Origin of the sequence: Rothia sp. P7208, assembly GCF_048512915.1 — a bacterium.
Lineage (GTDB): Bacteria > Actinomycetota > Actinomycetes > Actinomycetales > Micrococcaceae > Rothia.
Genome location: NZ_JBLXXW010000001.1, coordinates 320,610 through 343,578, shown reverse-complemented (window position 1 = coordinate 343,578; position 22,969 = coordinate 320,610). Strand labels below are relative to the sequence as shown.

The 22,969-nt window shown below is 47.5% G+C and carries 24 protein-coding genes; 20 read left to right on the top strand and 4 right to left on the bottom strand.

Annotation, left to right across the window (positions count from 1 at the left end; genetic code table 11):
* Positions 1–19: 19 nt before the first annotated feature.
* From ACN084_RS01590 to ACN084_RS01565, 6 genes are all read left to right on the top strand, one after another.
* A complete protein-coding gene (locus ACN084_RS01590) occupies positions 20–499 on the top strand; it encodes a type II secretion system F family protein (RefSeq protein WP_419100973.1) in 480 nt (159 codons plus the stop codon).
* Between the two features lie 49 nt (positions 500–548).
* A complete protein-coding gene (locus ACN084_RS01585; RefSeq protein WP_419100972.1) occupies positions 549–797 on the top strand; it encodes a DUF4244 domain-containing protein in 249 nt (82 codons plus the stop codon).
* A gap of 112 nt (positions 798–909) precedes the next feature.
* Positions 910–1,275, top strand: a complete 366-nt coding sequence (locus ACN084_RS01580; RefSeq protein WP_419105678.1) for a TadE/TadG family type IV pilus assembly protein — start codon at positions 910–912, stop codon at positions 1,273–1,275.
* Positions 1,262–1,687: an Rv3654c family TadE-like protein gene (locus tag ACN084_RS01575; protein WP_419105677.1), complete on the top strand. Its 426-nt coding sequence runs from the start codon at positions 1,262–1,264 to the stop codon at positions 1,685–1,687. Before ACN084_RS01580 ends, ACN084_RS01575 begins: the two co-directional genes overlap by 14 nt.
* A gap of 65 nt (positions 1,688–1,752) precedes the next feature.
* Positions 1,753–2,631 (top strand): rhodanese-related sulfurtransferase, encoded by an 879-nt coding sequence (locus tag ACN084_RS01570; RefSeq protein ID WP_419100969.1) that lies wholly within the window; start codon positions 1,753–1,755, stop codon positions 2,629–2,631.
* A gap of 118 nt (positions 2,632–2,749) precedes the next feature.
* Positions 2,750–3,253, top strand: a complete 504-nt coding sequence (locus tag ACN084_RS01565) for a GyrI-like domain-containing protein (protein WP_419105676.1) — start codon at positions 2,750–2,752, stop codon at positions 3,251–3,253.
* Between the two features lie 109 nt (positions 3,254–3,362).
* On the opposite strand, the gene ACN084_RS01560 is transcribed toward ACN084_RS01565, so the two are convergent.
* Positions 3,363–3,512, bottom strand: a complete 150-nt coding sequence (locus tag ACN084_RS01560; protein WP_419100967.1) for a hypothetical protein — start codon at positions 3,510–3,512, stop codon at positions 3,363–3,365.
* Positions 3,513–3,834: 322 nt separating this feature from the next.
* Between ACN084_RS01560 and ACN084_RS01555 the strand changes: the two genes are divergently transcribed.
* The 5 genes from ACN084_RS01555 (at position 3,835) to proC (ending at position 10,714) form a co-directional block, all read left to right on the top strand.
* Positions 3,835–5,457 carry a DUF7059 domain-containing protein gene (locus ACN084_RS01555; protein WP_419105675.1) on the top strand — a complete coding sequence of 541 codons (1,623 nt, stop codon included), beginning with the start codon at positions 3,835–3,837 and terminating at the stop codon, positions 5,455–5,457.
* A 9-nt stretch (positions 5,458–5,466) separates the two neighbouring features.
* The gene (locus ACN084_RS01550) at positions 5,467–5,898 is read left to right on the top strand and encodes a pyridoxamine 5'-phosphate oxidase family protein (RefSeq protein WP_419100965.1); all 432 of its coding nucleotides are present in this window, start codon (positions 5,467–5,469) and stop codon (positions 5,896–5,898) included.
* Positions 5,899–6,029: 131 nt separating this feature from the next.
* Complete coding sequence (topA, locus tag ACN084_RS01545; RefSeq protein ID WP_419100964.1) at positions 6,030–8,861, top strand: type I DNA topoisomerase; 2,832 nt, start codon at positions 6,030–6,032, stop codon at positions 8,859–8,861.
* A 46-nt stretch (positions 8,862–8,907) separates the two neighbouring features.
* Positions 8,908–9,708 carry a sugar phosphate isomerase/epimerase family protein gene (locus tag ACN084_RS01540; RefSeq protein ID WP_419105674.1) on the top strand — a complete coding sequence of 267 codons (801 nt, stop codon included), beginning with the start codon at positions 8,908–8,910 and terminating at the stop codon, positions 9,706–9,708.
* A gap of 160 nt (positions 9,709–9,868) precedes the next feature.
* Positions 9,869–10,714, top strand: coding sequence for a pyrroline-5-carboxylate reductase (proC, locus tag ACN084_RS01535; protein ID WP_419105673.1), 846 nt, complete (start codon positions 9,869–9,871; stop codon positions 10,712–10,714).
* Positions 10,715–10,962: 248 nt separating this feature from the next.
* Here the strand turns inward: proC and ACN084_RS01530 are convergent, their stop codons facing one another.
* The 3 genes from ACN084_RS01530 to ACN084_RS01520 all read right to left on the bottom strand — a co-directional run bounded on the left by ACN084_RS01530 (position 10,963) and on the right by ACN084_RS01520 (position 13,878).
* On the bottom strand, positions 10,963–11,259 hold the full coding sequence (locus ACN084_RS01530; RefSeq protein ID WP_419105672.1) for a hypothetical protein: 297 nt from the start codon (positions 11,257–11,259) through the stop codon (positions 10,963–10,965).
* A gap of 602 nt (positions 11,260–11,861) precedes the next feature.
* On the bottom strand, positions 11,862–12,530 hold the full coding sequence (locus tag ACN084_RS01525; RefSeq protein WP_419105671.1) for a potassium channel family protein: 669 nt from the start codon (positions 12,528–12,530) through the stop codon (positions 11,862–11,864).
* The gene (locus ACN084_RS01520) at positions 12,523–13,878 is read right to left on the bottom strand and encodes a TrkH family potassium uptake protein (protein ID WP_419105872.1); all 1,356 of its coding nucleotides are present in this window, start codon (positions 13,876–13,878) and stop codon (positions 12,523–12,525) included. The genes ACN084_RS01525 and ACN084_RS01520 overlap by 8 nt, the downstream gene beginning before the upstream one ends.
* A 363-nt stretch (positions 13,879–14,241) precedes the next feature.
* On the opposite strand from ACN084_RS01520, the gene ACN084_RS01515 reads away from it, so the two are divergent.
* The 9 genes from ACN084_RS01515 to ccsB all read left to right on the top strand — a co-directional run bounded on the left by ACN084_RS01515 (position 14,242) and on the right by ccsB (position 22,954).
* Positions 14,242–15,153 (top strand): metalloregulator ArsR/SmtB family transcription factor, encoded by a 912-nt coding sequence (locus tag ACN084_RS01515; RefSeq protein ID WP_419105670.1) that lies wholly within the window; start codon positions 14,242–14,244, stop codon positions 15,151–15,153.
* 33 nt (positions 15,154–15,186) lie between these two features.
* Positions 15,187–17,250, top strand: coding sequence for a FadR/GntR family transcriptional regulator (locus tag ACN084_RS01510; protein WP_419105669.1), 2,064 nt, complete (start codon positions 15,187–15,189; stop codon positions 17,248–17,250).
* A gap of 288 nt (positions 17,251–17,538) precedes the next feature.
* Entirely contained in the window at positions 17,539–17,637 is a 99-nt protein-coding gene (locus ACN084_RS01505; RefSeq protein ID WP_005504750.1) for a 30S ribosomal protein bS22, read from the top strand.
* 106 nt (positions 17,638–17,743) lie between these two features.
* Positions 17,744–18,031, top strand: a complete 288-nt coding sequence (locus ACN084_RS01500; RefSeq protein WP_419105668.1) for a glutaredoxin family protein — start codon at positions 17,744–17,746, stop codon at positions 18,029–18,031.
* A gap of 79 nt (positions 18,032–18,110) precedes the next feature.
* Complete coding sequence (locus ACN084_RS01495; RefSeq protein ID WP_419105667.1) at positions 18,111–18,791, top strand: histidine phosphatase family protein; 681 nt, start codon at positions 18,111–18,113, stop codon at positions 18,789–18,791.
* A gap of 64 nt (positions 18,792–18,855) precedes the next feature.
* Positions 18,856–19,470, top strand: a complete 615-nt coding sequence (locus ACN084_RS01490; protein ID WP_419100955.1) for a TlpA family protein disulfide reductase — start codon at positions 18,856–18,858, stop codon at positions 19,468–19,470.
* Positions 19,467–20,219 carry a cytochrome c biogenesis CcdA family protein gene (locus ACN084_RS01485; protein ID WP_419105871.1) on the top strand — a complete coding sequence of 251 codons (753 nt, stop codon included), beginning with the start codon at positions 19,467–19,469 and terminating at the stop codon, positions 20,217–20,219. Before ACN084_RS01490 ends, ACN084_RS01485 begins: the two co-directional genes overlap by 4 nt.
* A 15-nt stretch (positions 20,220–20,234) precedes the next feature.
* A complete protein-coding gene (resB, locus tag ACN084_RS01480; RefSeq protein ID WP_419105666.1) occupies positions 20,235–21,842 on the top strand; it encodes a cytochrome c biogenesis protein ResB in 1,608 nt (535 codons plus the stop codon).
* A 41-nt stretch (positions 21,843–21,883) separates the two neighbouring features.
* The gene (gene ccsB, locus ACN084_RS01475) at positions 21,884–22,954 is read left to right on the top strand and encodes a c-type cytochrome biogenesis protein CcsB (protein ID WP_419100953.1); all 1,071 of its coding nucleotides are present in this window, start codon (positions 21,884–21,886) and stop codon (positions 22,952–22,954) included.
* The last annotated feature ends 15 nt before the right edge of the window (positions 22,955–22,969 follow it).

Here is a 22,969-nt window from a genome sequence, read left to right as displayed (position 1 = left end):
TCAGAGAAAAAGCGTGTTGATGTGTTCTTCTCAGAAAACTCAGGAAGCTTTTACTGTGCCAGATGCTTTAATCATCGATTTATGCACCGTGATGTTAGAAGCAGGTTTGGGACTACATCGCGTACTTGAATATATTGTTCAGCTCTATGAAGAAGTTCTTCACCAAGAAGATGAGGCCCAAGAGATACGGCAGGTTATCCAGCAGCTTTATCTCGGTCATTCATGGGCTATGAGTTGGCAGAGTGTACCAGACAGAGCACCTTTTACTGTTCTTGAACAAAGTTTGGGTTTCTTATCGGAAACAGGTGCTCCAAGTGCTCAGATTCTTCAAGTGGTATCAGATAGGTTGCGTCGTCAAGCATACCGTTATGCGGAGCAACAAGCTCACCGGCTAGGTGTACGACTTGTTCTGCCACTAGGGCTATGTTCTTTACCGGCTTTTATCTGTTTAGGTGTGATTCCTTTGCTTATATCTTTAATTCCGTCCTTGGGCTTTTAACCCATTTCCCCTTTTCAACCTTTATCTATTCAAGGAGAATATTATGTTCATGTCAGAATCGAACTCTACCCACGAACAACCTCTTTCGCCCGCTGCCCATCGAAGAAACCAAAAGTTAGAGGACTCTGTAGACATCCTTCATGATGGTGAAGCAGGCGCAACGACTGCAGAATATGGAATTGTCATGTTAGCGGCAGTTGGTTTTGCTGGTTTACTTGTTGCCATTTTGAAATCTGACGACGTGAGAGCCTTGCTCTTCGGCATTGTTCAGAATGCCCTGTCTACGGGTATGTCTTAGGCCTAAAGTGGCAGGTTCGTAGAGAAAAAAGAAGACTCTTCTACGAGCCTGTCACGGCAACCGATACAACAAAACGGTGAAAATATCATTGCAGGGAGAAGCTGAGACATCTATGAAACCCTCTCATACCGAAGAAGGTGCGGTAACCGCCGAATTTGCGGTGGCATTACCTGCCGTTATTTTTGTGCTGACGCTCGTTTTAGGTGCGTCTTCTCTTGGTCTTAGCCAAATGCAATTAGAAGACTGCGCTCGCGTTGCTCTACGGGCTGTTGTACGGGGCCAAAATCATGATGATATTATGCGGGTTGCTCATCAGAATGCTCCTCATGCAACAATTCGTCTAGAACAGCAGGGATATAACTACACGGTGCATGTGAGCCGTCCTGCCCCTGGGGTCTTAGGAGAGCTAACTGGATGGGTACTTGAGGCGGAAGCTCAAGGTACAGCAGAAAAAGCGTGGGCCAATGATGATGAATAAAAGAATTATCTGCCCACATAAGCTGACACCTGTCGTCAAAGATTTTTCAGACAGGGGTTCAGGGACGGTTCTGGCAGTGGGAATAATCTGTATTTTGCTGATGGTGTTCACGGGAGTTACCGGTATTGCATCTGTTTATCACAGTAAATATCAGGCAATGCGTGCAGCAGATATTTCGGCTCTCGCTGCTGCAGATACGTTGCGAGGCTTACGTGCCGGTGATCCATGTGATACCGCAGAACGTGTTGGGCAGGCACATGGTGCGGTATGGGTTCGTTGCGTTATCGTTGAGCATCAGCCCGGTTCTGTCGACGTTCGGGTGCGTGTGCCAATAGGAGGAGTTTTTTCTTGGCTTCAGGAGGTAGAAGCGACAAGCCGTGCTGGTTCTCCTGAGGTGTTGAAAAACCTATAAATTGCTCGTATGTTTTGTTCGTTCAGTTACAACATCACAGCCCCGTGAGTGTCTAAAATGAAGATGTGGCTCAAGAACGAATTATTTTATATTACTGCTTCGCCCCAGTTGGTGACCCTACTGCTGTGATGCTATGGCAGCGTGCACTTTGCGAGAAACTCGGTCTGACCGGACGTATCCTTATCTCTAAGCACGGTATTAACGGTACTCTCGGTGGCGATATTAACGCTCTTAAACAATATGGGAAGACGACCCGTCAGTATCCTGGATTTGGAAAACTTGAACTTAAATGGTCTGATGGGTCTGCTTCTGACTTTCCTCGTCTATCAGTCAAAGCTCGAGACGAAATTGTTGCTTTTGGTGCACCTGATGAACTCGTTGTTGACGAGAATGGTGTTGTCGGGGGAGGTGTTCATCTCAAGCCCGAAGAAGTTAACAAGCTGGTTGAAGAGCGCGGAGACGAAGTGGTGTTCTTTGATGGACGCAACGCTTTCGAAGCTAAAATCGGTAAGTTTAAGAATGCGGTTGTTCCCGATGTGAGAACTACGCACGACTTTATTCGTGAAATTGAATCTGGTAAATACGACGACCTTAAAGATAAGCCGGTAGTTACTTACTGTACTGGTGGTATTCGTTGTGAGATTCTTTCGGCTCTCATGAAGAACCGCGGGTTTAAAGAGATTTATCAGATTGACGGCGGTATTGTCCGTTACGGTGAAAAATATGGAGACTCTGGTTTATGGGAAGGGTCAATGTATATTTTCGATAAGCGTATGCACGTAGAATTTTCGCCAGATACTGTCACCATTGGAGAATGCGAACACTGTGGTGCTCCGTCTAACACTTTTGAAAACTTAGATGTTGAAGGACAACGTGACCTTGTTCTCTTATGCGCAGACTGTTCTGAGAAAGCTCTCGGAAAATCAGCTTTAGTAGACGCATGATGTGCAGATAGTGCACATGTTCCCCAAAAGGTGTTCAAAGCCTAAAAGTTCTTTGGCTTTGAACACCTTTTGGTTATGGTAGGTATTTTTAGGAAGAGAACTTAAGGACATGAAGAATATGGCAGATCCGTCGCTTATTGAATACGACGCCTTTTTGGTTGCTGGAATAAATGTTCCATTAACTCCTGGATACGACACTCGAGATCTTTGGCAACAACTCTATGATCGGTTGGGCTCAGAAAAATGTCGTTCTTTAGAAAAAATGCAACGCGTTGGTGTCATCATGCCTGATGCTGAAGATCAAGGGCTGACATATACTGCTGGATATATGGTTCGTAGCATTGCTGAGGTGTCTGCTTTAGGGCTTACCGGTGTGATTGTTCCTCGTTCGATGTATGCCACCGTTCTTATCAATGGGGCAGAGCAAAATGCCATAGATGAAGGATTTGATGTTCTTGCATCACAATTCATTCCTGCTAAAGCCTTGAGTCCAACGGGTGTCCGTCTTGAAGTGTATGGGCCAGCAGATATGGATCCTTCAGATTACCGGATGTACGTGTGGTCGGGTGTGACAGGGATGAGTGCTACACCGGAAGATGTATTCGCAGAGAACGTCGTGTAAGAGTTGAGAACGGTGATAAAAGAAAGTCCCAGTAGGGAGCTATCACATATAGGTGAGTAGATCCTACTGGGACTTATTGTTTCTTGGCGGCGCGTATGCCGTTCAAGATTTAGGCTTCTTCAGCCTTACGAAGATCTTCTTGCAGCTTAGCGATGATTTCTTGAATAACTTCTGGAGCGAAACCTGTGCCAGCGTCGAGCTTTGCTTGCCAGTCTGCAATAGATTTCTTGATATTTTCTATATTCTGTGCATCTGCCATACCGATAGTGTACGTTAAACCACAACTATTCTTTAGTGTCAGAATACTAATATTGAAAAAATTTTCTTAATATTTTTCTGACTAGGTGTTTTATAAATAATTCTTAACTTCTTTCGTGTCTTATAAGGTATTAAAGTTATAGAACAAGGTTATTAAAAAGTTAATAATAAGATCTCTCCTTGTTGAAAAATGATATACCTGTTACTCCACAAAGAGAACATCTTAAAAATAAAACATTTTTGTTCTTTTCTTCACGAAAACATCTACTCACCGGTACGGAAAAACACACAAAATCTCAAGATATGCCACAATGATGAACGTGATGACCGAAAACTTTTCCCAAACGATAAACGCCCCTCATAGCCATGACCTCAGCGCGATAGAAACCTTAGCGCAAAGATTAGACCAAGCACGTTACTACAACGACGCAATCACAGAACTTTTAGGGCTATCAGCAACAGAAGCCATCACACGCGAACAAATCATTCCCGGAAAAATTCGCATTGAACAAATCCTCAGCGACCAACACGCAACCACAGAAGAACAATCGTTAGCGTACCTTACCGGATTCTTTATGCTAGGACGCCAATGCACCGAAAAAGAACTAAACCAAGCATTAGGAGAGAACTCCCTACCTCTGCTGAAAACTCTCAACCTCGTTGAAGAACCAACACCACAACAATACCGTGCACTGATCGACCTAAGACCCCACGGTGCAGACGACGGCACCGAACTATGGGTTAGCTCCGATGTAAGGGCATACCAGCGTACTGGCGCCCTGCGTAAAGACCACGTTCTAGGTATCGGGCAAGCCTCTTTAACACTAGCTCAAATCACCGAACGCACCCCCATCAAACGTGCCTTAGACCTTGGTACCGGATGCGGTATTCAAACCTTCCACCTGCTTTCTCATGCAGAACACGTCACTGCCACCGACATCTCCGAAAGAGCTTTAGCCTTCACCCGCTTCAATATCTTGCTCAACGCCGAAGAACTTCACGTCGATCGGCATCATCTGCAGAACAGAGTCAAACTACTTCAAGGTTCTCTCACAGAACCCGTACAAGGGCAAGAATTCGACCTCGTGGTCTCTAACCCGCCTTTTGTTATTACGCCGCGCAAAGCAGAAGAAAAACCAGAAGACCAATTCACCTATCGTGACGGTGGTCTTGCCGGAGACCAACTCATCCAAACCCTCTTAAACCAGCTGCCAACAATCCTCGCCCCGAACGGGCGAGCTCAAATGCTCGCTAACTGGGAAATTTGGGAAGACTCCAAACACTGGGACCATCGAGTGCGCCAATGGACCAACAACGAACTTGACGTATGGTGTATCCAACGAGAAACCCTCAGCCCCGAACAATACGCCGAAACTTGGCTCAAAGACGCCAGCGAACAACGAGACCCACAACATTACGAACAAGCCTACAAAGATTACCTGCTTGACTTCGCGCAACGACGAGTAACCGCCATCGGGCTCGGCATGTTATGGCTTCGAAAACCAGCATCTTCCACACCAAAACAACAACAACCACTGCAACGCTATGAAGAAATCACCTACCCCATACAACAGCCCCTTGCCCCCTTCCTGACCGAAGCCGTAGAACTCTACGACCAGCTAAACCAGCTCACCTCAGAAGAACTCCTCAGCGCCCATCTAGAAGTCGCACAAGACGTTACAGAAGAAAGACACGCCCGACCCGGAGCGGAACACCCCGGAGTGATTTTATTGCGCGAAGGAGCTGGGCTCCGTCGAACAATCCTCGAATCCACTGAACTTGCTGGCTTCGTCTCTGCCTGCGATGGCGAGCTTAGCGTCCAACAAATACTCGGTGCGCTCGCAGTACTACTAGGCTGGGAAGACAACACTCACCAAGAAGAACTTCTTCAACAAATCCGTGAACTTATCGAAAAAGGATTCCTCCGCTTTACCTCAGCAGATTAGACTGGCGACATGGCAGAACAAACGAACCCTCCGCAACTTTTGACAACTCTTGAAGAACAGACGTGTTGGGATCTCATCAACTCTCACAATATCGGTCGGCTCTCCCTACAAATGGGGCACCGTATCGATATCTTCACCGTCAAATACGTGGTGGAACACGGGCACATATTCTTTCAAACACGTGCAGAAGAGACCTTTTCCTCTATTGTGGTCAGCAGGCAAGTAGCCTTTGAAGTCGGTGAAGTACATCAAGATATTGTGAAATCAGTCATCATCCACGGAACCGCACAATGGTACCCTTACGATATTGACCTCACTGCCGAACATAAGGCTCAATCTTCCCTCGCAGACCCACGTATTATGAACTGGGTGGAGGTCATCCCCGAAGAGATTTCTGGACGACAAATGAGCATCGTGCCGCTTGATGCAATGAACAGATAACTACTTCAAAAACTTTTGAAAAGGTGCTGACTCGTGAACAATGTCAGATAATCTGCGCTATTGTTATGCTGAGTCATCATTGACATCGAACATCATCTCAAGAACTTACGACACACAGGTCAAGGAGCAAAGTGCCAACCAAGGCTCAAAATACAGCAGAACATGGTAAATCCCTGCTCATTGTAGAATCACCCTCTAAGGTGAAGACCATTAGCGGTTACTTGGGAAGCGCCTATGAGGTGGAATCCTCCATGGGGCATATCCGAGACCTCCCTCAACCATCTGAACTTCCTGAAAAACTCAAAAAAACTTCAGTGGGTAAGTTTGCTGTAGACCTCGAAGACCACTTTGAACCGTACTACGTTATCAACGCCGATAAAAAGAAAAAAGTTGCTGAGCTCAAAAACAAGCTTCGAGACTCTGACGCGCTCTATCTCGCAACCGACGGTGACCGCGAAGGAGAAGCTATCGCATGGCACCTACTACAAGTTCTTAAACCCACTGTTCCTGTCTACCGTCTCACCTTCCCTGAAATTACAAAAGAGGCCGTCAACCGCGCATTTGACGAAATTCGTGACATCGACAATAACCTTGTAGACGCTCAAGAAACACGACGAGTACTCGACCGCCTCTACGGTTACGAAATTTCACCAGTGCTCTGGCGCAAAGTCTCACCAGGGCTATCCGCTGGACGTGTTCAATCCGTAGCAACTCGACTTGTGGTCGAACGCGAGCGCGAACGTATGGCGTTCTGTTCTGCTAACTATTGGGACCTAAGCGGAACGTTCCATACCTCAGCTGAAGAAACATTCTCCGCAAAACTGGTTTCAGTCGACGGCGCCCGCGTTGCCACCGGTAAAGACTTTAACGACGACGGCTCATTAAAACCTGCGGTAGCGACGAAAGTGGCACACCTTGATGAACAGAAAGCCCGTTCTCTTGCCGAGCAACTTGACGGCTCCGCTTTTAGCGTTCGAAGTTTAGAGACTAAACCGTACACGCGTCGTCCTGCTGCACCTTTTACCACCTCAACCTTGCAACAAGAAGCAGCCCGTAAACTGCGTTTTTCTTCTCGCTCGACGATGCAGGTTGCTCAGCGTCTTTACGAAAACGGCTATATCACCTACATGCGTACCGACTCTGTTGCTCTTTCAACACAGGCTATTTCTGCTGCTCGTGCTCAAGCGACAGAACTCTATGGCTCTGAGTATGTTCCTTCAAAGCCTCGCGTGTACGCCTCTAAATCAAAGAATGCGCAGGAAGCTCACGAAGCGATTCGTCCTGCCGGTGATTCTTTCCGCACACCGGCAGAAGTTCAAGGTTCACTAAGCCAAGATGAGTTCCGCTTATATGAGCTCATCTGGAAGCGTACAGTGGCTTCTCAAATGGCTGACGCTAAGGGCTCTACTGCTTCAGTTCGTATTTCTGCTACTTCTCGTGACGGACATAAAGTAGAGTTCGGTGCCTCCGGTACAGTCATTACGTTCCGTGGTTTCTTAGCCGCCTATGAAGAAGGGCAAGACGCGTCACGCAATGCTGAAGATACTGCCTCAGCTAAAGAAGATAAGCGTCTACCTCAATTGGCTGAAGGAGATGCGCTAACAGCTCAAGATGTTACAGCTCTTAGCCACGATACTTCTGCTCCTCCTCGTTATACGGAGGCTTCTCTTGTCAAGGCTATGGACGAGCTAGGTATCGGACGTCCTTCAACCTATGCTGCTGTTATCTCAACAATTATTGACCGAGGTTATGTGGAGAACCGTAGTGGTTCTTTGGTTCCTTCGTGGACAGCTTTTAGCGTGGTGCGTCTGCTAGAAGAACATTTCAGTAAATATGTGGACTATGAGTTCACCGCTCAGATGGAAGAAGACCTCGACGGTATTTCTCGTGGTGAGCAACAGCGCGCTACATGGCTTGAACAGTTCTATTTTGGTGGTGGCGATAAACGCGGGTTGAAACCTATTGTCGATAACCTTGGTGATATCGACGCCCGTGCTATTAACTCTATTGAAGTTTCTGATGGCGTTAACGTTCGCGTGGGACGTTATGGGCCGTATCTCGAGACTGAGCCAACCGTTAACGAAGAAACCGGTGAACTTTCAGATCCTATTCGTGCAAATATTCCGAGAGATCTTGCTCCAGATGAGCTTACGGCTGAAAAGGTTCAAGAGCTTCTCGAACAGGGCAAATCTGACGGTCGTGAATTGGGTGTAGACCCCGAGACGGGGCGTACCATCGTTGCTCGTGACGGTCGTTTTGGCCCGTACGTTACCGAGTTGATTCCTCAGATGTCTGAGGAAGAAATTCAGGCGTGGATGGATGCTCAGCCGGTGGAATATTATAAGAATGGTCGCCCGAAGCCTAAGAAGAAACCAAAACCAGAGAAGCCTCGTACAGCCTCTTTGTTCTCTTCAATGTCTTTGGCAACAGTGACTTTAGAGCAGGCTTTGCAGCTGATGAGTCTTCCTCGCCTGCTTGGGCAGGATGCTGAGGGCGAAGATATCACGGTGCAGAACGGTCGTTTTGGCCCGTATCTGAAGAAGGGGAGCGACTCTCGTTCTATTGGCTCTGAGGAAGAAATTTTTACGATTACTCTTGAGCAGGCGTTAGAGATTTATTCGCAACCTAAACAGCGTGGTCGTGCGGCGGCGAAGCCTCCTTTGGCGGAGCTGGGTGTTGACCCTGTTTCTGAGAAGAAAATTGTGATTAAAGATGGTCGTTTTGGTCCTTATATCACTGACGGGGTAACAAACATTACTGTTCCTCGTGGGGACACGATTGAGTCCATCACTCATGAGCGCGCGGTTGAGCTATTAGCTCAAAAACGTGCCAAGGGGCCCGTTCAGCGTAAGCGTTCTACGACAAAAAAGACTGCTACGAAGAAGAGCACCACCAAGAAAACTACAGCGAAGAAAAGCACCACAAAGAAAGCTAGTACGACGAAGAAAACTTCTGAGGCCTAGCCAAGGAGTATCTTTGTAAGCCCCCTGATGCAAAGGACCACCTACGATGGCAGAGAACAGAGCCCCTCATATAGGTATCGCATTGTCTACGTCCTGCCTTTTCCCACTGGGGGTGCCTGAAACATTTTCTACTGCCGCAGATTTGGGGTATGACAGCATTGAGGTGATGGTGACCGGAAATGCTATCTCTCAAGAGCCAGATGATCTTCGTGATCTTATTCAGAAATATCAGATTCCGATATCTGCTATTCATGCTCCCACCTTGTTGTTGACTCAACAAGTGTGGGGGCGTGCTTGGAACAAAATGCAGATGGCCGCAAAAATGACGAAAGCCGTTGGAGCTGATGTCATCGTTGCCCACCCTCCATTTCGGTGGCAGCGTCTGTATGCTAAAAATTTTGTTCACGGTGTTCGTGAAATATCTGAGCAAGAGAACGTGAAAATCGCTGTAGAAAATATGTATCCGTGGAGCGCTGGTGGTGCATCTGTGCAGATGTATTCCCCAGGGTGGGACCCAACAGAGTTTGATTATCAGTGGATGACATGGGACTTTTCGCATGCTGCAGCTGCTGGGGTTGATTCTTTAGAGTACGTCAAGAAAATTGGAAACCGTCTAGGACACGTGCACTTGACAGATGGTAGTGGCACAAAAGTTCTTGATGAACACCTACGCCCTGGATATGGTACTCAACCGGTAGCGCAAACTCTCGAGTATTTAGCTCAACAGCAGTGGAACGGCGTGGTTTGTGCTGAGGTCTCGACGCGTGGCGCTCGCGGAGCTGTTGAACGCGATGAGTGGTTGTATGAGACCCTGCAATTTGCTCGTCGCCATTTGGGTCAGATGTGAACATCTGAGCTCTGCAAATAGCCATTGGGTGCGTGTCTTATGGTGAAATATCGGTGTGAGTGCGCTGTTCTTATGTTCTTGCTCGGCTAAGCTGTGTGGTAGTTACGTCAAGATGATATGACGTGAGCGTTTTTTCTGACACTAGCTCAAGGAGTACATGATGAGTGCAATAGTCACTTTTTGCGGAACAGGGTCGATGAATGGTGCTATAGCTTCTGGATTGATTTCCGGTGGCTATGATTCTTCATCGGTACGAGTAACCGTATATTCTCAGGACAGTGCCCAGCGTCTTTCGTCAGCATGGGGAGTAGAGGGTTCTGAGGGGATTAGAGTTTTTTCGGTGGCTGAAGATCCTCAGGCTAATCTTCGGGCTGTTACTGGTGCGCAGGTGGTCATTCTTGGTGTGAAGCCTTATGCGATATTAGATATGGCGCGTGAGATTGCTCCTGCTTTAGAGCCTGATACTTTGGTGATTTCGGTGGCGGCAGGTGTATCTTTGGATGCGCTATCTGCTGTGTTGCCTGTGGGTCAGCCGGTGATTCGTTGTATGCCGAACACCCCTTCTCAGGTAGGTTGTGGGGTGCTTGCGGTCTCTTGTGGTGCTTCTGTCTCTGAACCGCAACGTGAGCTGACGTTGAAAATTTTAGGTTCGGTAGGGAAAGTCTTTGAGGTTGCTGAGCATCAGATGGACGCGGTGACGGCTGTATCTGGTTCTGGCCCCGCGTATTTTTTCTTGTTAGCTGAGATGATGATGAAAGCTGGGGTGCAACTCGGTCTTGACGCTGAGCTGGCTGAACAGCTAGCGGTGCAGACTGCTCGTGGTGCTGGTGAGCTTCTGGGTGCGCACGGGGATCCTGTGGCTTTACGCCGTGCGGTAACGAGCCCCGGCGGTACGACGGAGCAGGCTATTGAGAGTTTTTGTCAGAATGGGCTGGAAGAAATGACTGAGCAGGCGATGCGTGCTTGTGCTCAAAAATCGGCTCAGATGACTCGTGATTATTCGTAGAAGAGTAAAACAACGTTGTGCGGTCAAAGAAAACGCGTATTACCGGTTGATAACAAGTTGTTTTGAGGGCGTTGTGAATCTTTTCTGTCTTAAGAAGAACGTTTACACGTTAGTAGAATAGTTAGATGAAGCTAAGTTTGCGCTAACAAGAATACCAACATGAGTGCTTTGACCTTTTGACGAGTCGATGATTTGCAACAGTTATAGGAATAATATTTGGGTGTCGAGAGGGCTTTTTGAACCAGCCTTTATAGATTCCCTTGCGTTGCAAGGAATAATAGCGAGATGACTGCGGTCGATGAGCTGGCTATGAATACACTCAAAACTATATTGGTTGTTGTTTTCTTGTCCCATTGGGCAACTAGATAGCACAGGCCTAGACCTGTGCCCATCATGAGTCCGGAGATGACTGCAATGATGGGTAGGCCTGTTTTAACGGATGATATCAAAAGGAATAGTCCGTTGAAGGAAAGAATGATGGATAGGCTCAATATTCTGACGCGTTGTGTATCGAAACGGCAGATAGCGTTGTATAGGTTCCTCATGATGACCTCTAAATCGTGGATTGTCTGAACGTAATATCTATCAGTGCCACGTACCGCCGATAGCGAGAATTATTCCAGTTACGACTTCGCTAACGGGAGGGAGGGGTAAAGCACCTAGTTACAGCGTACTAGATATTTGCAATACCTCTTTCTTTTGTGCTTTTTCTGTAATCGTTCATGACGAAAGATATCTTGAACAGGTTGCTTTACTTTATTCTGATGATGGCGTTGGTGTCGTTGCACTGGATATCAGAAAATGTGGTGAGTTGAAAAACTTAACAGAAAAACGCCGGCTGTAGGGAATCAGCCGGCGTTTTCCAGAACACCAATATCTTAGAGATATTAGTATTATCAGCACGCTCACTTAGCTGGTGGTTTAGGGGGGACCACCTTGTTGCTAAATGCGCAAGCTGTTTTGAACGGGTTCGCAATCCGTCCAGTAATCACTCGCACCTTTAGAGGTGACACTATCATAAGCATGTTTCCTTAAATATGCCAACCTCAACCCGCAAAAATGTGACGATTACCAAATAAAATGTCTTCTAGCTGTAGATTATTTAAATAAAACTCCTAGTAAAAGCCCATAAATGCCTATTTTTCGGTTACGGACGAGCCGCAAAACGCTCAATAAGATCTACCTGCCCCGACACAATTAAAAGGTCTCTAGAGGTAACTTTTGTCTCCGGCGTTGCATACGTGAAATCTTCTCCAGGGGACTTCACACCCACAATCGTGACACCGTATTTTCCGCGTACATCAGATTCTGCCAAGGTAAACCCTTGAGTCTCCTTCGGTGGATACATTTTCACAATCGCGAAGTCATCATCAAATTCGATGTAATCCAAAAGACGACCCGAGACAAGATGTGCAGCCCGTCGACCAGCATCAGCCTCAGGGAACACCACGTTATGCGCCCCGATACGAGAAAGAATCTTGCCGTGCGCTGGGGTAATGGCCTTAGCCCAAATACGTTCAATTCCTAAATCAACAAGATTAGCGGTAATCAACACCGATGCTTCAACAGAAGTGCCCACCCCAACAACAGCTGACGTAAAGTCGCCAGCGCCAAGCTGTCGGAGGGCATCAATATCTGTGGCGTCAGCTTCAACGACGTGAGTGAGCAGACCCGCCCATTTTTGAACTTTGACAGCATCTTTTTCGACCGCCAAAACTTCTTTATTCTGACGTCTTAGCTGGGCAGCGGTAGAGGCACCAAAACGCCCTAGCCCAATTACTAATACGGGTGCATTATGAATGGTGCGTTTAGCCAATGATCGGTCTTTCTTCTGGGTACTTATAGAGTCGACGGCGAGAGCGCAAAGCTAAGCCGGTTGCCACAGTAATAATACCTATGCGCCCAATGAACATCAGTACAGACAGAACATAGATGCCAGCCGGAGGGAGTCTCGCTGATAGCCCCACCGATAACCCGCAGGTTGCATAAGCAGAAATTACTTCAAAAATTACCATATCGAGAGGCTCCTCCGTGAGAAACACGATAATAGAGGTGCCTAAGAAAACAATGATGAAGCTCATCATAATCACAGAAATCGCGATACGAAGTACTGAATCCGGAATGGTGCGGTTGAATGCAATCACAAATTGGTCGCCGCGCGCTTCTGCAAGAACTGCCAGAATTACCACGGTAATTGTTGTAATTTTGATGCCACCAGCGGTAGAAGCGGGGCCCCCACCGATAAACATCAATGCATCACTAATGAGCAATGTAATAGGGTTCGTATCGCTCATCTCTACGAGGTTAAACCCTCCAGAACGTGTCATGACTGAAGCAAATATGGCGTTAATAATTTTTCCGCCCAGAGACATCTCACCGATGGTCTTATCATTAGACCATTCGAAGAAACCCCACAATAAAGCGCCAATAAAAAATAATGCGACGGTTCCGATGATGGTCAACTTGGTGGTGAGGTTCCATCGGCTAAAGGCGAGAGGATTCTGTTGCATAATCAAAATAACGGGGAAGCCTAGAGAGCCAATAAAAACTCCCACACAAATGGGAATAAGAATCCATAAATCGTGAGAATATGGGACAAGACCTTGAGAGTGTGCGGTAAAACCGGCATTGTTGAACGCTGAGACAGAATAAAAAATGCTATGCCAGATACTGTTCTTAACTGATTCTCCCAACAAGATAAAACGCGGTAAAAGAATGAGCGCGATAGTTGCCTCAATAAAAATTGAGGTCACGGCTACGGTGCGTAATACGGAGCCGAGTTCTCCGAGCTTTCCGATATTCATTGCTTCTTGGGCAATGAGTTTAGAACGTAAGCCCAGTTTTTTACCGACTGCCATAGCTAGCAGAGAGGTCATTGTTAATGTTCCTAGACCACCAATTTGGAACGCCAGAAGAATCATTAACTGACCAAAAAATGACCATTGATCAGCGGTTGATACTGTGGTGAGTCCCGTCACGGTCACCGCAGACGTTGCGGTAAAAATTGCGTGGTGAATGGCTACACTATGACCGTCTTGAGAAGAGATAGGCAACGCGAGCATTGCGCTAAAAAATACAATAACCAATGCGAAGGCAAGAATCGCTACGCGCGAAGGAGAGGTACCAATGAGGGCGTCGACAAGGTCACGTAAACGAATGAGCATTGCCGATAAAGTGTGTGTACCCTCGGTCTCTTTAGGGTGTGCAGATGTTGATTCTCGCAACGCTGCTCTCTTTCTTCGGATGAAGGGACTATATGTAGCTTAGTCGTAATGTTTTCACTCAGCCGGATTATCCTTGTGATATAGGCTAAGAACCTGCAAAACAATAGATGCTTTTCTTTCTGAGTTTGAGAACCTTGAGGGGTAAAAACACGAGTGGAAATCTGCTAATAACACTGGTCAAAGCCTATATTTATAGGGTGGAATACATGGTTTTAAGCTCAAAATATGCTGAATCCTGCTGAGAATTCTCACTCTCTTAGTGTCGATACATTCGCCCACAGGTATATATGTCATGATGTATGTATGATTGATGACGTTTTTGCTGTAATCGCAGACCCTACCCGTCGTCAGATCCTACGAGTTCTTGCCGCAGGCAAACGCCCAGTTGGGGATCTGGTAGATGAGTTAGGCGTAAGTCAGCCTACGGTCTCTAAACACCTCAAAGTCCTAAGAAATGCTGGACTCGTTGATACCCAAGCTGTGGGGCAGAAACGTTTTTACTCGCTCACACCGGAGCCACTTGAAAATGTTTTGGAATGGATTAGAAGCCTCAACCAATGCCACACCCAAACACTGAACATTCTGACCCCTTGGAATAAAACAACAGACAAAGAGCAAACCGATGAGGTCTCAAACACTGTTGAACCAGCGCAAACAGCTACAAATAATAGTGAGCATACAGATCAACAATCTGACCCCGAACCAGTAGCCTCAGCTGCTGAAAAGACTCCCGTTGAGAAAACAGAACAAGACTTAGCGTCCTCTGACGTATCACACGAACAGCAAACACCTGATGAAGAGTGCACACCTGATATTTTTGAATTCGGTGAACTTGGAGACCCCCGACAGCGGGTACGCACATCAGAATCTCATAGCGCTATTAGTTTTACTCCGTTAATGCCCTTTGTTCCGCGTCCACTAGACCCTCCACCTGAGGATCTTGACGAACCAGAGAAGAACGAAGAACAACCCACCTCCACGGAGTATGCATCTTCTAACACCTTAGAAGAAACCACCGAAGAACATCCTCCAGCTTGGAAACAACAAGAATCAGAACACCTCACAGAATCTGAAACAGAAGATTCTCAGGTGCAGGTTCTTCCAGCGCTCCCCACTGCCGCTGAGATTTCTTCAGAAACGCAGAATAACTCCGCACAGGACTCGCGCGGATTATTCGCAACCTTGACCCGTTGGGGTCGTCGCCGTCCTCACTAGAATCACTATTGAAAGAATACGTAGAAGCTATCCATGTCTGTGTACCAGAAAATTCTTAACTGGCTTGAAGCAGAGCTTTTTGAAGGAAGACTGCACCTCGGGCAAAGCTTGCCCGATGATAGAAAACTTGCCGATATCATTCGTGCAAGTCACTCAAGTACCCGTGAAGCACTCAAATACCTTGAAACAATGGGGGTTTTGAGACTCTATGAGGGAAAGCGAAAAACTATCATTGCTCACCTCGTCAGCGAGCCTGCAGCCTCCGTCACCCCCGCTCTACGTCTACATATGGCAAGCTCTCGCTATCCGGTTCGTGACCTCATCCAAGCACGTATTCTGCTTGAAACATTCGCCGTTGAGAACGCAGACCCTACAAACCCAGCGATGGACGAGCTAGAACGCATCCTCGAAAAGATGCAATACGAGGGGACCACGCCTCACACCTTCCATCAACTAGAAGTAGATTTTCATATCGCTCTCACGAAACTCTCTGGTAACCAGCTCATAACAGGGCTTATGACGGCTCTGAGAACTTCGCTTACGGACTATCTACTCTCGATTATGGGACGTGTCCCTCTTTGGAGCGCGACAGCAACTCGACTACGCGCAGAATACCGTGCGCTACTTGAAGCTATCCGATACCGTGACACAACGCTAGCGAAACAACTACTCATCGCCAATATCGAACGCCAATACACTGAGGCAAGTCTTGACCTCAATGAAGAAACCGCTGTTGCTCATGAACTGCCAGGAACAGTGGTAGCAATGGAACCTATCGAAATTGATGATGACGACCTGATTCCCGATCACTGGGAAGAAGCTATCGCGCCTTCGCTCATCGAAGCTCTTGAAAATGTTGGAACTACACCGGCAACTACTGCAGAAACAACGAGTCCACAGGGGGATACTGCTTCAGAGAATCTTGAGAGTGAACCTTCCTCTGAACGGCCGAAAGTTCAAAGGTGGACTCTTGCACAAGAGTACGCTAAGGAACAACGCAAAGATGAGGTTTCTGCCGAAGAACAAGAACTGGGAACCTCAACTGAAGAGCACACCTCAATAAGTACCGGTGAAGAAAACAGCTCAGAGATTTCTGCGCAAGAAGAAACTCCCTCCCATAGCAAAACATCTGAAGCAGATAACACCTCAACCGCTGAACACAGCTCTGAGCATTCTTCTGCCGCTGTATCGGAGGAGAAAAAATCTGTTGTCCAGAACGATCCTCAACCACCTGTTCACAATGTTTTGCGTGCTCCAACAGCAGGACGTACACGTAAAGTACGAGGAACAGTAAGCGTTCCTGTCCATGCGACGGTTATCAAACCTATTTATCGCACCCCACACGGTGAAACGCCCATAAAAATACGTAAAAATGGCGATACGTCTTGGACGCAGCCCTCGTCAGACACTTTAAGGGCAAAACCGGTGGCACGAAAAGTTGTACCCGGATCACACCCGAGAGTTGAAGAACCTCAAGAGTCAACTTCGCAGTATCTGTCTTCTTCTGAACCAGAGAAAAAAGGAAATGCCATCGGTCGTTGGCTAGGTTTCGGTGTGCGCACTCAACAGGTTCAACTCGCTGTTGAACAAAAAATAACAGAACAAGCTAAAGACAATAGCGCAACACCATCTGCTGACACGCAGACTGCAGGTACCCAGTCTCAACTACAGAAAACTCAAACTCAAGAACAAACATCTGAACAATGTGCAACGGATGTCGTCTCTTCCGAAAAAAAGAGTATTTTCACAAAGCTCACTTTGAGAAAGGGGCGCAAACACGTCGCAGCTATTGATGAAATCGAAGAAAAAGCAGAATCATTATCTGCTGATGCTGACCCTCAGATGCTAGCACCCGAAGGATATGAGCTAGCACTTGACGACGCTAAAGAGCCTCAAATTATTGATGAGACACCGCGTCTATCACGAAAAGAACAGCGTGCCCTAGAAGAAGAACATTATTCTTCTTCCGCGGACTCCAGCTCTGAAGAGCCTCACGAACCGCAGAGCTCAACAACGCATACTGAAGAACCAGAGCTGAGCACCAAGGTGTACACCATTAACAAAAAAATTCAAAAGAAAAAGAAGAAGAAACGATAACATCTCAGCTTCCCTAAAATCTGAGGTCTGCATCTCATTCTTGAAGGTGCAGACCCAGATTTTAGCTTTTTATCCGAGAAAATGTTCATGAATCTGGTTCAGAATGCGGAAAATCTCGAGAATGCTTGTACTCTATACAGAGAGCGTTTTCTTCCGTTCAGGCATTTTTATGCCTGAATTGGTCTTTAAGAAGCGTTTATACCGGTATAAACCGCGCCCGGATAGCTAACATCTCATATCTACGATGGGTAGAGATGCCGGGTATCGAATGTAAGTGAGGTGAATCCTATGGGTTCAGTTATCAAAAAGCGTCGTAAGCGCATGTCCAAGAAGAAGCACCGTAAGTTGCTTCGTAAGACCCGCCACCAGCGTCGCAATAAGAAGTAAGTTCTTATGAGCTTTATGTGCCTCGTCCTCAACTGCTAACAGTAGGGGCGAGGCACTGTTTTTAACACACCTCTTATGACAAACCCATGCCCAGAAAAGACCCCAGATGAGCGAACAACTACCCGCTAAAACACCGATTGACATCACTTTACTCACCAAACCAGGCTGTCACCTCTGCGATAAAGCTCGTCACGTCGTTCATGACGTCACCGCACGCCTCGGGCTCACTTTCACCGAACTCAACATCGAAAACTCTCCAGAACTCAAAGCCCGCCACGCCATCGAAATACCGGTAGTTCTCGTCGACGGAGAAGTTAAAGACTTCTGGCAGATTAATCCACGACGCCTAGAGAAAATACTGCACCAAAAAATTACCCAAAATCACCAACGTTAAGAAATAACTCACCACTTGTTCTGACAATTCACAGGTTGCAGAATTGGGAATGAGACAAACTATTTGAGAGACTAGAACAATGAGCTCACTTCAGGTTAAAGTCCACCTTATGCGTCACGGGGAAGTCGAAAACCCTCAACGTATCGTCTACGGGCGTCTACCCAATTACCATTTGAGTCAACGTGGACGCCACATGGTTCGTCTAACTGCCGAAGAACTCGCACGCCAAGCACACAACGGCGCGAATATCGTCTACCTTGCCTGCTCACCACTAACACGTACCCAAGAATCAGCTGAACCGATTACCGAACTCCTCGGGCTAGAAGCACACCACGACCCTCGCGTAATCGAAGCAGAAAACTATTTTGAGGGGCTCCACGTCAACGCCCAAGAATTGATCACTCACCCAAAACACTGGTCTAAACTCTATAACCCATTACGTCCCTCTTGGGGAGAACCTTACCGAGAACAAGTCAAACGTATGGCACAAGCCGTACGCCAAACTGCTCAGCACGCCTACGATATCGGGGGAGAGAACGCCGAAGCTGTCATCGTCTCTCACCAACTTCCCATCTGGCTAGTACGACGTAGCATCGAAGGGAAAATGCTCCCTCACGACCCCAGAACTCGAGAATGCAACCTTGCCTCACTCACAACCTGCACATTTAGTGATTTAGACGGCAAAGAACGCCCACAGATTAGCTATAGCGAACCCGCCGCAGCACTCTACAACGGTGTTATACAGCTACCTGGAACGTGACAGAAAAAACCTTACCTCGTTTTTCCCCGAAGCCTAAGACCTTGAGCACACCCGAAAGAACACCATGCTAGACCCCTACCAAAGACCATATGAACAGCGACTGTCACGCCGTCATCTGCTGAGCTTAGGAGCCGCCGCCAGCCTCCTAAGCTTAAGTGCATGCTCATCGTCTGATTCTCTTTCTGCCCAAGCAGATGCGGGGGACTCCAAAGGATACATTGCAGGAGATGGGTCGGTCACAGAGTTTCCTCCAGAAAAACGAACAGAACCCGTACACTTTACCGGAACACTCTACGACGGCACCGAAATCACTGCAGAATCATTACGCGGAAAACCCTTACTACTGAACTTCTGGTATGCCGGATGCGCTCCTTGCCGAGCAGAAGCCCCCACCTTAGCTAAACTTCACAAAAAATTTGCGGACAAAGTACATTTCTATGGTGTCAACGTCCGAGACGAAAAAGCAACAGCAGAGGCCTTCGAACGTCGCTTCTCCATTGAATACCCAAGTTTTGAAGACTCAACCGGTCACGTCCTCTACGAACTATCACAAGTTGTCCCCGCACAAGCTGTTCCCACCACGCTCATCATTGACGCACAAGGACATGTCACCTCAAGAGTGTTAGGACAAATTGACGAATCCATCGTGAGAACACTCCTCGAGGACGCCCAAAAATAGTGAACACTTTCGGAGAAATCATTATTGACGGGTCGCTATGGTTAGCCATACCCCTAGCCGTATTAGCAGGTCTGGTATCCTTCGCCTCCCCTTGCGTGCTACCCCTCGTGCCAGGGTACATCGGGTACGTAACAGGATTATCTGGACACACCAAAAACACCAGTACCCGATACGCACTAGGCGCCGTCGCCCTGTTCATCCTTGGCTTCTCAACAATTTTCATTCTCTTGAGCGTGGTTTTTGCACAACTAGGTGCAGCCCCCTGGATCCGAGGGCAACGCTGGGTTGAAATACTCCTTGGTATGTTTGTCATCCTGCTCGGGCTGGTCTTCTGGGGCAAAATTCCTTGGCTACAAAGAGAGCGCAAACTCATCCACGCCCAAGCACCCACAGGGCTTTGGGGCGCACCACTATTGGGAATAACCTTTGGTCTAGGGTGGGCACCATGTATCGGCCCAACCTTCGCCGCAGTACAAACACTGGTCTACCTCGATGGGGCTAATACCGCAAAAGCAATAACTCTCACCTTCGCCTATTGCTTAGGGCTAGGCATCCCCTTCTTGATCGTCGCATTAGGTATTCTCCGCGGAACACAACGCTTACGGTGGCTTAAGCAACACCATCGAGGCATACAACAATGCGGATCCATACTACTGATTCTGATCGGGACACTCATGATAAGTGGCTTATGGAACTCCATCATCGCTTGGATACAAGCCACACTACCTACCTACGAACTACCAATCTAAAGCTAAGGGCACACTATGGGAGAACAAACAACATCTCAAGCACCAGCTCTTGGAGTTTGGGGAATGACAAAATGGGCGTGGACACAACTCACAAAAATGAATACCGCACTATTTCTGCTTCTTCTTTTAGCAGTAGCTGCAGTTCCAGGATCACTCTTCCCACAACGAATACAAGACCCCGTTAAAGTTAACGACTACATCGAAAACCACCCCACGTGGGGACCTATTGCAGATAAAATCCAGCTCTTTGACGTCTTCAGCTCCGCATGGTTTTCCGCAATATACCTTTTGCTCTTCATCTCCCTCATCGGATGCGTCCTACCACGAGCCAAAAAACACTACCAGATGTGGTGTAAACCCCCAGTACGCACACCCAAGAACCTCTCACGACTACCCGTACACCGCACCTTAGAAATACCCGTACCCCTCGAAGAATTTACCGCAGAAGAAGCAATCAACGATGCTTCCCGCATCCTCTCACGACGCGGATACAGAGTAGAAACCCACCCTGAAGAACACGGTCGCTACTCTGTCGCAGCAGAACGCGGGTACTTACGCGAAGTCGGAAATATTCTCTTCCACCTATCGATGATTGGTATTCTCATCGGTATTGCTATCGGATCTTTACTGGGATACCGAGGACAAAAAATCTTGGTTGAAGGAGACACCTTCGTCAACTCCCTCATCAGCTATGACTCTTTCACACCTGGAACAAACTACAACCCAGACTGGCTTACACCCTACTCGATAACACTTAAAAAATTTGAAGTTCAATACGATAGACAACATGAATCTGCTAGCTACGGCTCTGATATTGGGTACAAAGCAACCTTCAGCGTTACCGACCGCTCTGGAGAACACCGGAATGAAACACTCGAAGTGAACGAACCACTCTCCGTCGACGGTACCGATATTAACCTTGCCGGTAACGGTTATGCACCCGTTATCAAAGTGACAAACCCCGACGGAACCATCGCTTTTGAAGGCCCCGTCGTCGGACTCACCACTGACCCTAAATACAACTCATCTATCGTGCTTAAAGTTCCTGACGCACACCCCGACCAGCTCGGATTCGTCGGAATGTTCCTCCCCACAGGAGGCTACAATAGCGCTGGAGTCCCTGTCTCTCTTGATGCTGGGCCCTACAACCCTACACTCGTCCTACAGTCCTACTATGGCGACTTAGGGCTAGATAACGGTACCCCACAGAACGTGTATATTCTCGATACCTCAAAACTGACCGAAATGAACTCGATGGCCCAACAAAACGGTATCATCCTCACAGCTACGCACACCGAAGAAAATCTGCCAGATGGACGAGGAAAAATCAGTTTTGAGGGGTATAAGCGTTATATTGGTGTAGACATTCACTATGACCCTGGAAAAGGTATTGTTTTCTGGTCATTTGTTCTAGCCTTCACCGGACTGATTATCTCGTTATTCGTCCCTAGACGTCGTGTCTGGGTACGTGCTTATCGAGACGGCCAGAACCTCACCGTAGAATATGCTCTACTAGCACGAGGAGAAGACCCACGACTCCTACCGGAAGCTGATAAGCTCACAGAAGCTTTCGCTCACTGTTGGGAACTAGAATTTAGTGAAGCAGAAGACACCGAAGCATAAAACACTTCACCCCCCCCCATACCTGAAGGAAGAACTAGCAGATGATTAACGCATCCCTCGCTCAATGGAGCGAGCTGTTCATGTACATCTCAGCAATTATCTACATGATAGCGTTTATCCTATTCACCGCAGATATTGCCTCTCACTCGCGTACTGTCCGACAACTAGAACAACAGGACAACACCGCAGATAAACCTCTCGAAGCTGCCACAACAGCGCACAAACGTGCCTCCTATATTGACAGCAGTGAGAAAGGCACGGGCGCTCGCGGACTTGGCTATAAGCGCGCTGCAGAACGCAAACTTGAAGGTAAAGTTGCCGATAGTTCAATGCGTTGGGGTACTGATACGAGCCCCCGCCGTGCCGCTCGTATCGCAGTTGCCATCATGATTATCGGTGCATTAGTTCATGCTGTTGGTGTAGTGACTCGTGGTATTGCTGCTGATCGTGTTCCGTGGGGAAACATGTATGAGTTCTGCACAACTGGTGCGTTAGTTGTTTCTACCGTCTTTTTGATTCTTCTGATTTTCCGTGACGTACGTTTTGTGGGAATGTTAGTGTCGGGTCTTGCCCTTATTATGATGTGCGCGGCAACGATTGCGTTCCCTACTCCTGTTGGACATCTCAAACCTGCTTTGCAGTCGTATTGGCTTGTTATTCACGTTTCTATTGCTGTTCTTGCTTCGGGTATTTTTACTATTACCTTTGCGATGGCTATCCTTCAGCTTCTGCAGTCTCGTCGCGAAAAAGAAATTATTGCTGGGAAGAAGCCTTCGATGCCGTTTATGACGATGGTTCCTTCGTCTCAGACGCTAGAGAATTTTGCGTTTCGTCTTAACACTGTTGGTTTTGTGATGTGGACGTTTACTCTGGCAGCTGGCGCTATTTGGGCGCAGAAAGCGTGGAGCCGTTATTGGGGCTGGGACGTTAAAGAAGTATGGACCTTCGTGATCTGGGTTGTCTATGCCGCCTATTTGCACGCTCGAGCAACACGCGGCTGGTCTGGTGCACCTTCTGCATGGCTCTCTATCGTGGGCTATCTATGCATCATCTTTAACTTTACGGTAGTCAATATTTTCTTCTCCGGTTTGCACAGCTATTCCGGCCTATAACTGGTACTACCTATA